Origin of the sequence: Lentzea sp. HUAS TT2, assembly GCF_051853195.1 — a bacterium.
Lineage (GTDB): Bacteria > Actinomycetota > Actinomycetes > Mycobacteriales > Pseudonocardiaceae > Lentzea.
Genome location: NZ_CP196667.1, coordinates 137,432 through 149,439 on the forward strand (window position 1 = coordinate 137,432; position 12,008 = coordinate 149,439).

General features: G+C 70.2%; 11 protein-coding genes. 6 read left to right on the forward strand and 5 right to left on the reverse strand.

The genetic code is table 11. The annotated features are described in order from the left end of the window. Nucleotides 1-203: 203 nt before the first annotated feature. Complete coding sequence (locus tag ACSHWB_RS00680; RefSeq protein WP_439660129.1) at nt 204-2,261, forward strand: elongation factor G-like protein EF-G2; 2,058 nt, start codon at nt 204-206, stop codon at nt 2,259-2,261. Here the strand turns inward: ACSHWB_RS00680 and ACSHWB_RS00685 are convergent. The 3 genes from ACSHWB_RS00685 to ACSHWB_RS00695 are packed head-to-tail and all read right to left on the reverse strand — an operon-like array spanning nt 2,216 to nt 5,643. Next, complete coding sequence (locus ACSHWB_RS00685; RefSeq protein ID WP_439660130.1) at nt 2,216-2,854, reverse strand: class I SAM-dependent methyltransferase; 639 nt, start codon at nt 2,852-2,854, stop codon at nt 2,216-2,218. The two genes, ACSHWB_RS00680 and ACSHWB_RS00685, sit on opposite strands and share 46 nt — an antisense overlap. 9 nt (nt 2,855-2,863) lie before the next feature. Beyond that, a complete protein-coding gene (locus ACSHWB_RS00690) occupies nt 2,864-4,363 on the reverse strand; it encodes a CoA-acylating methylmalonate-semialdehyde dehydrogenase (protein WP_439660131.1) in 1,500 nt (499 codons plus the stop codon). After that, nucleotides 4,360-5,643 (reverse strand): aspartate aminotransferase family protein, encoded by a 1,284-nt coding sequence (locus ACSHWB_RS00695; protein WP_439660132.1) that lies wholly within the window; start codon nt 5,641-5,643, stop codon nt 4,360-4,362. The genes ACSHWB_RS00690 and ACSHWB_RS00695 overlap by 4 nt, the downstream gene beginning before the upstream one ends. Before the next feature lie 107 nt (nt 5,644-5,750). Here ACSHWB_RS00695 and ACSHWB_RS00700 point away from each other — a divergent pair, with 107 nt between their 5' ends. Continuing rightward, nucleotides 5,751-7,343 carry a PucR family transcriptional regulator gene (locus ACSHWB_RS00700; RefSeq protein WP_439660133.1) on the forward strand — a complete coding sequence of 531 codons (1,593 nt, stop codon included), beginning with the start codon at nt 5,751-5,753 and terminating at the stop codon, nt 7,341-7,343. A gap of 31 nt (nt 7,344-7,374) precedes the next feature. Here ACSHWB_RS00700 and ACSHWB_RS00705 read toward each other — a convergent pair whose 3' ends face one another. Beyond that, complete coding sequence (locus ACSHWB_RS00705; protein ID WP_439660134.1) at nt 7,375-7,824, reverse strand: hypothetical protein; 450 nt, start codon at nt 7,822-7,824, stop codon at nt 7,375-7,377. Nucleotides 7,825-7,951: 127 nt separating this feature from the next. On the opposite strand from ACSHWB_RS00705, the gene ACSHWB_RS00710 reads away from it, so the two are divergent. The 4 genes from ACSHWB_RS00710 to ACSHWB_RS00725 are packed head-to-tail and all read left to right on the forward strand — an operon-like array spanning nt 7,952 to nt 11,209. After that, entirely contained in the window at nt 7,952-8,539 is a 588-nt protein-coding gene (locus tag ACSHWB_RS00710; protein ID WP_439660135.1) for a MerR family transcriptional regulator, read from the forward strand. After that, a complete protein-coding gene (locus ACSHWB_RS00715; protein WP_439660136.1) occupies nt 8,529-9,152 on the forward strand; it encodes a class I SAM-dependent methyltransferase in 624 nt (207 codons plus the stop codon). The genes ACSHWB_RS00710 and ACSHWB_RS00715 overlap by 11 nt, the downstream gene beginning before the upstream one ends. A gap of 36 nt (nt 9,153-9,188) precedes the next feature. Beyond that, nucleotides 9,189-9,698: an RDD family protein gene (locus tag ACSHWB_RS00720; protein ID WP_439660137.1), complete on the forward strand. Its 510-nt coding sequence runs from the start codon at nt 9,189-9,191 to the stop codon at nt 9,696-9,698. Beyond that, nucleotides 9,695-11,209 carry an AAA family ATPase gene (locus tag ACSHWB_RS00725; protein ID WP_439660138.1) on the forward strand — a complete coding sequence of 505 codons (1,515 nt, stop codon included), beginning with the start codon at nt 9,695-9,697 and terminating at the stop codon, nt 11,207-11,209. Before ACSHWB_RS00720 ends, ACSHWB_RS00725 begins: the two co-directional genes overlap by 4 nt. On the opposite strand, the gene ACSHWB_RS00730 is transcribed toward ACSHWB_RS00725, so the two are convergent. Next, complete coding sequence (locus ACSHWB_RS00730) at nt 11,190-11,891, reverse strand: hypothetical protein (RefSeq protein ID WP_439660139.1); 702 nt, start codon at nt 11,889-11,891, stop codon at nt 11,190-11,192. The genes ACSHWB_RS00725 and ACSHWB_RS00730 overlap by 20 nt on opposite strands. Nucleotides 11,892-12,008 lie beyond the last annotated feature (117 nt).

The following is a 12,008-nucleotide window of genomic DNA, read 5'->3' on the forward strand; positions in this document are numbered from 1 at the left end:
GAACTCACCCTACGTCTGCTGTGGCCCCCTCACCCAAGCCACTGGAGCCGCGAATCAGAAGGCCACTTTCCGATCAACCGCAGGTGGTGAGCCTGCTCACGCGCGTGAGCGTGAATGCCGGTGGGCGACCAGTCGGGTCTGCGGGGTTGTCCAGGAACGGGAACGGGTGTGAGATCGAACACTACGACTTGACGGAGGTCGCCATGGGAAGCAGGAACTCCGACAACGGCACACCGGCAGGCGCGGTCGCTGTAGACGATCCGGCCAAGGTCCGCAACGTCGTGCTCGTGGGCCCGTCCGGGGCCGGCAAGACGACGCTCACCGAGGCCCTGCTCGCCGCCACCGGCGTGCTGACCCGCGCGGGATCGGTCACCGAGGGCACCACGGTCTGCGATCACGATCCGGCGGCCGTGCGACAACAACGATCAGTAGGCCTCGCGGTAGCACCGATCCAGCACGGGGACATCAAGATCAATCTGATCGACACCCCCGGATACGTCGACTTCGTGGGTGAGCTCAGGGCAGGACTACGGGCCGCGGACGCGGCCCTTTTTGTTGTCAACGCTTTCGAGGGCGTCGACACGGCCACCGTCGCGCTGTGGGAGGAGTGCGCTCTCGTCGGCATGCCACGCGCCGTCGTCATCACCCGCACCGACCACCACCGCGCGAACTTCGGCAACGAGGTCATCGAGTGCCAGGCGGCGTTCGGCGCGGGCGTCGTGCCGTTGTACATGCAGGAGGGCGACACGCTGGTCGGGCTGCTCACGTCCGGCGAGGCCTATCCAGACGAACGGGCGGCGTTGATCGAGGGCATCATCGCCGAGAGCGAGGACGAGTCCCTCATGGACCGCTACCTGGCGGGCGAGGAGATCGACCAGGACACGCTGATCGCCGACCTCGAGACCGCCGTCGCGCGCGGCTCGTTCCACCCCGTGATGCCCGTGTGCGCCGCAACCGGCATGGGCCTCGTGGAACTGCTGGACGGCATCGCGCGCGCGTTCCCGTCACCGCTGGAGCACGAACTTCCGTCCGTGACATCGGTGGACGGCATCCCACAACCCCGCATGGCCGCCGACCCGGACGGGCCACTCGTCGCCGAGGTGGTCCGCACAGCAGTGGACTCCTACGTCGGCCGCGTGTCGCTGGTCCGTGTCTTCTCCGGCACCCTGCGCCCGGAACGCCCCGTGCACGTCTCCGGGCACGGCATGGCCGACCGCGGCCACGAGGACCACGACGCCGACGAACGCGTGGCCCACATCTACTCGCCGCTGGGCTCGTCCCTGCGCGAGGTCCCGTACTGCGTGGCCGGTGACCTCTGCGCGCTGACGAAGCTGACCACCGCCGAGACCGGCGACACCGTCTCCGCCCCCGAACAGCCGCTGCTCATGGCGCCGTGGGACATGCCGGAACCGTTGCTGCCCATCGCCGTCGTGCCCCGTACCCGCAGCGATGAGGACAACCTGGCCCGCAACCTGAGCCGCCTGGTAGCGAGCGACCCGACCCTGCGCCTGGACCGCAACGCCGAGACGCACCAGATGGTCGTCTGGTGCATGGGCGAGGCGCACGCCGACGTCGTGCTGGCCCGCCTCCGCGCGGGCGGCGCGGAGATCGACACCGAGCCAGTGCGCGTGCCGTTCCGCGAAACCTTTGCGGGACCGGCGAAGGGCCACGGCCGGCACGTGAAGCAATCTGGAGGTCACGGCCAGTACGCCGTGTGCGACATCGTCGTGGAACCACTCCCCCGCGGCTCTGGTTTCGAGTTCGTGGACAAGGTCGTCGGCGGATCGGTGCCCCACCAGTTCATCCCGTCCGTCGAGAAGGGCGTGCGCGCCCAGCTGGAACGAGGCCTGCACGACGGCACCCCTGTCGTCGACGTCCGGGTGACTCTCGTGGACGGCAAGGCGCACTCCGTCGACTCCTCGGACGCCGCGTTCCAGACCGCAGGCGCCCTGGCGTTGAAGGAGGCCGCCTCCGCCGCCCGCACGCAGCTGCTGGAACCGATGGACGAGGTCGCGATCCGGCTGCCCGACGAACACCTGGGCACGGTGCTGGGCGACCTGTCCGGACGGCGCGGGCGGGTGCTCGGCACCGAGGCCGGCGAGGGCGGGCGCACGATGATCCGCGCCGAGGTGCCGTCGTCGGAGCTGCTGCGGTACGCGGTCGAGCTGCGGTCGCTGACTTCGGGGACCGGCACGTTCACGCGCCGGTTCTCCCGCTACGACCCGTTGCCGGAGGCGTTGGCGGCGCGCGCCAGCAGATAGGCCCGCTCACTCGCGTGCTCGACACGCGGATCCGGAGCGCGATCGAGGCGGGCCGTCACCGCGAGGCCCGCCTCCGCCAGCATGCGCGTCTCCTCGTCGGGGTCGAGGAAGCGGAAGGTCAGGTCGACCTCGCTGTCCCACCACCGCGTCAGGGTCTTCTCCTGCCCCGCACGCGTCTCCTCGTCGCGCACGTGGAACGCGATCAGCGCCTGCCCGCCGGGGCGCAGCACCCGTGCGAACTCGGCATAGGCCTGGGCTCGCTGCCCCTCGTCGAGGTGGATGACCGCGTAGAGGCAGACGAGCGCGGAGACCGAGCGGGATCGGACGGGCAGCGCCGTCATGTCGCCGGCGCACGCGGGCACGTCGGCGTACGCGCACATCTGCGGTGACAGGTCGATGCCGACGACGGGCACCCGTCCGGCCAGGTAGGCCGCGACGTGACCGGGTCCGCAGCCGACGTCCAGGACCAGACCGTCCGCCGACTCCGCGACGGCGTCGAGCAGAGCGCGGTCCAGGGGCTTCCCGGCGAGCTCGCCGCTCAGTTCGAGCGCATAGCGCGCGGCCACGCGGTCGTACGAGCGGCGAGTGCTCACCGCACCACCCTAGGTGTTCTGTGGGAAACCCAGGTTCACGCCACCATGCGACGGGTCGAGCCACCGCGAAGTGACCACCTTCGAACGGGTGAAGAAGTGCACGCCGTGCGGCCCGTAAGCGTGCGAGTCGCCGAACAACGACTCCTTCCACCCGCCGAACGAGTAGTAGGCCACCGGCACGGGGATCGGCACGTTCACGCCGACCATGCCCACCTCGATCTCGTTCTGGAACCGCCGGGCCGCGCCCCCGTCGTTGGTGAAGATCGCGGTGCCGTTGCCGTAGCGGTTGGAGTTCACCATCTCGACGGCTTCCTCATAGGTGTCGCAGCGGACGACCGAGAGGACCGGGCCGAAGATCTCGTCGGTGTAGATCGTCATGTCCGTGCCGACGTGGTCGAACAAGGTCGGACCGAGCCAGAAGCCGCTCGCCTCGCCGTCGATCGGGTGGTCGCGGCCGTCGACCGCGAGCACCGCGCCCGCGGAGACACCGGCGTCCAAATAGGACGTGACCTTGTCCCGGTGCACGCCGGTGACGAGTGGTCCCATCTCGCACGACGCGCCGGAACCCACCTTCACGTCGGCGATCCGCGACTTGATCCTGGACACCAGGTCGTCGCCCACCTCGCCCACCGCGACGACGACCGAGATCGCCATGCACCGTTCCCCCGCCGAGCCGAAGCCCGCGGACACGGCGGCGTCGGCGGCCAGGTCGAGGTCTGCGTCGGGCAGCACGACCATGTGGTTCTTGGCGCCGCCCAGTGCCTGCACGCGCTTGCCGTGCGCGGTGCCGGTCTCGTAGACGTAGCGGGCGATCGGGGTGGAGCCGACGAACGAGATCGCCTTCACGGTCGGGTGTTCGAGGAGCCGGTCCACGGCCACCTTGTCGCCGTGCACGACGTTCAGCACGCCGTCGGGCAGTCCGGCCTCGGCGAAGAGCTCCGCGAGGAAGTTCGACGACGAAGGGTCCTTTTCGGACGGTTTGAGCACCACGGTGTTGCCGCAGGCGATCGCGGTCGGCACGAACCACAGCGGGACCATCGCGGGGAAGTTGAACGGCGAGATCACGCCGACCACACCCACCGGCTGCTGGATCGAGTAGACGTCCACGCGGGTCGACGCGTTCTCGCTGAAGCCGCCCTTGAGCAACTGCGGGATCCCGCACGCGTACTCGACCGACTCGAGTGCCCGCTGGATCTCGCCGGCCGCGTCGGACACGACCTTGCCGTGCTCCGCAGAGACGATCTTCGCGAGGTCGCCCTTGCGGTCGTTGAGCAGTTCGCGGAACTTGAACATCACCGTCGAACGCTGCGCCAGCGACGCGTTTCGCCAGGACGCAAACGCTTCCGCGGCCGCGGAGACCGCTGCGTCCACTTCGGACACCGAGGCGAAGGCGACCTGGGAGGCCACCTTGCCGGTCGTCGGGTCGTAGACGTCGCCGAGCCGTTCGGGAGCGGACTCCCAGGGCTTGCCGTTGATGCGGTGTTTGATCCACTTCTGGGCGTTGATCACGCGATCTCCACCGCCTGAGCGAGAATCCCGAGTGCCTCTTCCAGTTCGTCCTCGGTCAGCGTCATCGGCGGGGCCAGCCGGATGACGTTGCCGTACAGGCCGCCCTTGCCGACGAGCAGGCCGCGCGCCTTCGACTCCGCCAGCACGACACCGGCCGCGGTGGCGTTCGGTTCGCCCTCGGGTCCGACGAACTCAACGCCGACCATCAGGCCCTTGCCGCGCACGTCCCCGATCACCGGGTACTTCTCGGCCAGCGACCGCAGGCCGCCGAGCAGGCGCGAGCCGAGCTTGGCGGCGTTGGCCTGCAGGTCGTGGTCGAGCAGGTAGTTCACGGTGGCCAGCGCGCCGGCCGTGGAGATCGGGTTCCCGCCGAACGTCGAGATCGAGTTCGCGGTGATCGTGTCCATCAGGTCGCCGCGCGCGACCACGCCGCCGATCGCGAGGCCGTTGCCGAGACCCTTGGCGAACGTCATCGCGTCCGGCACCACGTCGTGCGCCTGGATGCCCCAGAAGTGCTCGCCGGTGCGGCCCCAGCCGGTCTGCACCTCGTCGGAGATGAAGAGGATGCCGTACTCGTCCAGCACGTCCTTGAACGCGCGGAACAGGCCGTCGGGCGGGGACGTGAAGCCGCCGACGCCCTGGATCGGCTCGGCGATCATGCACGCGACGTCGCCGGAGGTCGTGGTCTCGATGATCTCGCGCAGGTCGTCGACGCAGGCCTTGATGTAGTCCTTGTCGTCCATCGCCTTGAACGGCGAGCGGTAGCGGTAGCCGCCGTGCACCCAGCTGACCTTGATCGGCGACAGGGCGGACGCCGACCAGCCGCGGTTGCCGGTGATGGCGATCGTGGCGAACGCCCGGCCGTGGTAGCTGTTGCGCAGGGCCAGGACCTGCTCGCTGCGGCGCGCCTGGGTGGCGAGCATCAGCGCGGTCTCGTTGGCCTCCGTGCCGGAGTTGGTGAAGAACACCTTGGCGTCCGGGATGCCGGACAGCTCGGCGATCTTCTCCGCGAGCTCCACCTGCGAGCGGATCAGGTACAGGGTCGAGCTGTGCAGCACGCCCGTGTCGAGCTGCGAGCGGATGGCGTCGCTGATCTCCGCGACGTCGTAGCCGATGGCGTTGGTCAGGATGCCCGCGAAGAAGTCCAGGTAGGTCGTGCCCTCGCGGTCGGTCACCCGGCGCCCGCCGGCGCTCGCGATCTCGATGGGCTCGTCGTAGTAGAGGGCCACCCACTTCGGCATCACCGCGCGGTGTCGTGCCAGCAGCTCCTTGTGAGCCATCTCGTCCTCCAGGGGTCCGACGCCTGCCTCGGAGTCTGCTGGCGCGCAGGGTGCGCCGCCATGCACAACCTGTACCCGGATCGGCTGGTTGGCATTACGTTGTGTCCATGTACCCGACGGTCTCCGAAGTCGTCGCTCTCCCGGTGATCCGGCAGGGAAAGCCCCGTGTGGTGGCCGGATCGGCCGGGCTCAGCCGCCGCGTCCGATGGGTGCATGTGGCGGAGATCGCAGACATCGCGCCGCTGCTGCGCGGCGGGGAGCTGGTGCTCACGACCGGCGTGATGCTGCCCGAGTCCGGCCTCGCCCGCTACATCGAGGAACTGGCCGCGGTCGGCTGCGCGGGCCTGATCGTCGAGCTGGGGCGGCGGTGGCGCGACGACGTGCCGGGCGCGCTCGTCACCGCCGCGGAACGGCACGGGTTACCCCTGGTCACGCTGACCGAGGAGACCAAGTACGTGGCCGTGACCGAGGCGGTCGTGGGCCTGATCGTGGACGCCCAGCTGGCCGAGCTGAGGGCCGCGGAACAGGTGCACGAGACGTTCACGTCGCTGACGGTCGCGGGCGCCGAACCGTCCGAGGTGCTGCGCGAGGTGGCGCGGACGTCCGGGCTGGCGGTCGTGCTGGAGACGCTCGGCCACGACGTGCTCGCCTACGACGCCGCCGGGCACGACCCCGTGACGCTGCTGGACGACTGGGCGGCGCGCTCGCGGGCCGTCACGGTCACCGAACGGACCGCCTACGACGCGGCGTCCGGCTGGTTGATCACGATCGTCGGCGCGCGCGGGGCGGACTGGGGCCGGCTCGTGATGGTCTCCCCGGAGCCACCACCGCACCGGCACGTCGTGGTCGCCGAACGCGCTGCATCCGCGTTGGCCGTGCATCGGCTCGTGGCGCGCGACCGGGAGTCGTTGGAACGGCAGACCCACCGGACGTTGCTGGCCCAGCTGCTCGGCCAGTCACCGCAGTCGGCGGACCTCGGTGCGCGGGCGGCGGCGCTGGGCGTGCCGCTGGAACGACGGCAGCTGATCGGCGTGGCGGTCCGGCCGGTGTCGGTGTTGCAGGGGCAAACGCTTGCCACGCAAGAGGTCCTGCGTGACCTGGCCGAGGCGACGGCACTGGCGGGGCGGCGGGTAACGGTCGCGGCGCTGGTCGGCGTCGTGGACGACACGTCGGTGCGCGCGCTGCTGTCGGTGCCGATGACCGTTGGCGTGGAAGGGGTCCTGCGCAAGGTCGCGCGCGAGATCCACCGGACGGCGGCGCAGGCGGTGGTGATCGCCGTGGGCACGACCGTCACGTCCACATCGGACGTTCGCCGCTCTCTCGGCGAGGCCGCGCACGTGGCGGGGGCGGCGCTGCGGGCACCGGGATCCCAGCTCTACCACCGGCTCGACGACGTGCGGCTGCGCGGCCTGCTGCACCTGCTGCGCGAGGACGAACGGGTGCGGGCGTTCGCGGACCGCGAGCTCGGGCCGTTGCTGGCGCGAGACGCTGCCCAGGGTTCCCGGCTGGTCGAGCTGCTGCGGTGCCTGTGCGAGAACGGCGGCAACAAGTCGGCGGCTGCTGCGGCAGCACACCTGTCCCGGACCGCGTACTACCAGCAGCTGGGACGGATCGAGCAGGTTCTCGGCGTCTCTCTGGAGGACCCGGAGTCCGTGCTCTCGCTCTACGTCGCGCTCCTGGTGCACGAAATGGGCCCGTGAGCGCGCACGGGCCCATTTTCGACGTGGGAACTCAGCCGTTGATCGTCGGGTGAACGCCCGAGAGCACAGCCGGGTTCGGCACGACGCCGTTGGTCGGCAGGTCCTGCAGGGCCGGGGCCTGGAGGTCGCCGACGTGCGCGTTGCCGGTCAGGTCCTGGGCGTGCGGCAGGGACGGCAGGGTGCCGAGCTGCGGGACGACCGGCGCCGGGATGGTGCGCTCCTGCGCGCCGGGGACGGCGGGCAGCGCGGGCACCGGCAGGTCGCTGGCCACGGGCGCGCCGACGTGCGGCAGCTGGACGGCGGAGGCCGAGTCGAGCGGGTTCGCGCGCTGGGAGGCGTCGGTGATCAGCTTGTCCGCGCCGACCTCGGGAACGCCGGCACCCAGCTGGGGAAGCTCGGCTGCGCTGGCCGAACCCGCGAGGAGCGGGGCGGCGCTGGCGGCGAGCAGGGCGGCGGCACGGAACAGTCCGGAACGAGACACAGTTTTCCTCAATCTGGTTTGGGGACCGATCTTCGATTTCATCGGCGCAATTGGTTCGCGGATTAACCCGCTCGATCGGGTGTTCAGGGCTTGAACCTCACGTCACGGGAGGTCCTGCGGTCTCGGTGTGACCCGTTGGAGCATCGGTGACCTGGCCAAAGCGAGCGGACTGACCGTCCGCACGCTGCACCACTACGACGAGATCGGATTAGTCGTCGCGTCCGAGCGCACGGCATCCGGTCACCGTCGGTACACACCGGACGACGTCCGGCGCCTCTATCAGGTGAGATCGTTGCGCCAGTTCGGTCTCTCCCTGGAGGAGGTCCGATCGGCACTGTCCCGTTCGGACTCGCTGCGCCCGCTCTTCGAGGCCCAGCTGACCGCGCTGACGGCCCAGGCGCAGCAGATGGAGGCGCTTCGGTCGCGGCTCACCGCGTTGCTCGACGGGCACACCACCGAGTCACTTCTGTCCACTTTGGAGATGATGTCCGTGTACGAGAGCTACTTCACCGCCGACCAGCTGGGCGACCTGAGGTCGCGCGCGGCGGCGATGGGCCCGGAGGCTGTTGAGGCGGTGAAGGCGTCCTGGCTGGAGCTGGTGCAGCAGCTGCGTCAGCACATGGCCGACGGCACGCCCGCCGACGACGGTCTGTGGATTGCGCAACTCGGGCGCGAGCGGCGCGGTGAGCTGAAAGGGTGTCGTCATGTCCGCTGATGACGACGCTCGCCGCCTGCAGGCGGCAGATCCGACAGGCTGGTTCGAGAAGCTCTACGCGGAGGCCGACGCCGGCACGGCCTCCGTCCCGTGGGACATCGCCCACCCGCAGCCGCACCTCGTCGAATGGGCAACGGGTCTCGACGGCACCGGCCAGCGCGCGCTGGTCGTGGGCTGCGGTTACGGCCGCGACTCCGAGTTCCTGGCCTCGCTGGGCTTCGAGGTCACCGCGTTCGACATCTCCCCCACCGCCGTGGCGGCCGTGCAGGCGCGCCACCCGGAGTCCTCGGTCTCCTACGTGGTCGCGGACCTGCTCAATCCGCCCGCCGAGTGGCACCACGCGTTCGACCTCGTCGTGGAGAACATGACGGTGCAGGCACTGCCCGTTGACCTGCACGCCCAGGCCATCGAACGGGTCGCGTGGCTGACCGGTTCGAAACTGCTGGTCCTGGCCGTGGCCCGCGAGGAGGGCTCGGACGTGGACGGTCCGCCGTGGCCGTTGACGCCGTCCGAGATCACGGCGTTCCAGACGGACGGTCTCACCGCTGTGAAGGTGAGCCGCGACGAGGCCCGCTGGACCGCTGAGTTCCTGCGTCAACTGACCATGAACTGACCACTTATGACGCACTTCCGCCGCTTAGCGTGAATCATGCTCGTTCGTCGGCTGATCGCCCGTCTGCTCGACTGGCTCCTGGTGCTGGTCGTGGCGTGGCCGTTGGTCCACGAACCCGTGCTGGTGGTGCTCTGCGCGGCGGTGTACGACGCTCTGCTGCTGCGCCTGAACACCCTCGGCAAGGCCCTCACGGGGCTGCGGGTGGTGGGCCCCGCGTCCGGTCTGAACCTCAGACGGGTGCTGGCACGCACGCTCATCACGACCGCGCTGCCCGGTGCGGGCGCGGTGCTCGTGCTGACCGGTCTGGGCTGGCGGGAGCCCGCACTGATGGCGGGCCTCGGCTGGCAGCAGCCGTGGGTCGTCATCGGCGGGCACGTGAGCGGGGGGTCGGCGGGCTGGCTGTCGTCGTTGCTGCTGGTCGGCGGGTTCGTGCTGCTGGTGCTGTCGGTCGTGGAGGCGTTGGACCTGCGCGGGACGCGGACCTGGCACGACCGCAAAGCGGGCACGGCCGTGGTGCGGTTGAAGGTGGCACAATCTCAGCGGTGACCAACGAGGTCGGGCAGAACCACGGGAACGTGGTGCAGGCGCACACCGTGGGTTCCGTTCACCTCACCTCCCCCGAACCGGCGCCCACCGCGCTCGACGGTCTGCGGCACGCCGGCCAGTCCTTCGTCGGCCGGGAGCGGGAACTCGCCGAACTGGACGTGGCCGGTCTGACCGTCGTGTCGGGCCTCGCGGGTGTCGGCAAGACCGAACTCGTGCTGCGGCACGCCGAGAAGTTCCCCGGCGGCAAGCTCTTCGTCGACCTCCAGGACTACGACGACGAACGCCGCGTGACGCCGGCGCAGGCGTTGGAGGAGTTCCTGACCGCGCTGGGGGTGCGGGAGATCCCCCGCTCCGAGGACACCCGCGCCGCGTTGTTCCGCACCCTCGTCGCCGACCGCGAACCGATGCTGATCGTGGTCGACAACGCGAGGTCCGCGCAGCACGTGCGGCCGTTGCTGCCCAACCGGCACCGCACGATCGTCACCAGCAGGCACCGGCTCGTCGGTCTCGACGACGCCCACCACCTGGAGCTGGGGCTGCTCGCGCCGGACGAGGCAGCCGCGCTGGTGGGCGATCCCGACCTCGCCGAACTGTGCGGACGGCTGCCGCTCGCGTTGCGGATCATGGCGGCGCTGCGCCGCACCGACCCCGATCACGACTGGGTCGCCGAGCTGCGCGAGGTGAAGCTGGACCTGCTCGACGACGGCGACGAACGGTCCGTGCGCGCGGCGTTCGAACTGTCCTACCGAGCACTCACCGAGGAACAACGCCGGGTGTTCCGGCTGTCCGCGCTGCACCCATCGCACGAGGTGACGGTCGAGGGCGCCGCGCAGCTGGCCGGGTGCACGGAGGTCAAGGCGCGCAAGGTGTTGAGGGAGCTGCGGACCGCGCACCTGATCGAACCCGGCGACCGGTTCCACGACCTGGTGCGCCATTTCGCGGCCGACTGCGTCAGCGCGGACGAGGAGAAGGAGACCCGCGAACAGGCGATGTCGCGGTTCTTCACCTACTTCGCCGAGCGGGCCACGCGGATGAACGAGGCACTCCGCACGCCGAAACAGCCGGAAGCGCTGCACTGGTTCGACCGCCACCGGCCGACGCTCGTCTCGTCCGTGCTGTCCGCGCTGCTGTTGCGGCACATCCCCCACGGGGGCGCGATCGCCCAGGCGCTGCACGACTACCTCGGTCTGCGCGGCCACCTGGACGACCTGCTGATGACCGACCAGCTGGCCTTGGACGCGGCGATCAACCTGGACAACACCTGGTTCGTCGCGGTTCTGCGGGTGCGGCTCGGGCACTCCTGTCTGCGGGCGGGGGAAGACGTGCGCGCGTTGAACAACCTCTACGAGGCCTGGAAGGTCGTGCGCCACTGCAACGACGTGCCGCTGATGCACGACGCGTTGGAAGGCCTCGTGCTCGCTTTCGAGCGCAACGACAGGCACGAGGACGCACGGCTGGCGGCTGTGGACCGGGACGCGCTGGCCCGCATGCTCACAGCCGATCCCCGATGAACCGCAACGCGTCCGGCAGCACCCGGCGCCAGTAGCCCACGTCGTGCTCGCCGTGCTCGAACGCCCCCTGCGCACCGACCGCGTCCGCCAGCTCCCCCGCCGGATCGTGGAACGGATCCTCCCGCCCGCACCACACGCCGACCGGTGACGTGATCCTCGCCGTGTGCCGCAACGGTTCGTGCGCCTCCCACACGTCCCGCGACGCGAACCCGTTGATCCGCTGGGCGTCCTCCCACGAAGGGAAGAGCGCCGGGCTGATGGCCGCCACGGCCTTCAGCGGCTGCCGGGAAGCGATGTCCAGCACCCCGAACCCGCCCATGGAAATCCCCAGCGCGGCCTCGAACGGCACCGGCGGGACGAGGTTCACCCAGTAGTCCTCACCACCGTTGACCACCGCGCACCGGAACCCGCACCCGTTGAGGAACCGCGACAGCCCGAGCTCCTCCCACCAGGCCACGCTGCCCCCACGCCCGTGCAGCACGAGCACGACCGGCCCGTCCGCGCCCATCCACGCACCCCAGGGCATCGGCTGAACGGGTACAGGTGGGACGGCGGGCACCACGCCGTCAGGCCCTGTCCAACCGAGCAGACGGCGGCCGCGCGGGGTCAGCGCGCCGTACGTCCCCGCTGCTCCCACCAGGCCCGCGCCCCCGAGCAGGACGACTCGCCGAGAGATCCCCATGTCCGCCAGTGGAACACAATGTGCGCCGATCATGACAAGCGTGGACACTCTGACACTGCCACACCTGCGGCGGCGGACCCAGGATTCCGGGATGGAATCCGGCAGGGCTGAGGTTGT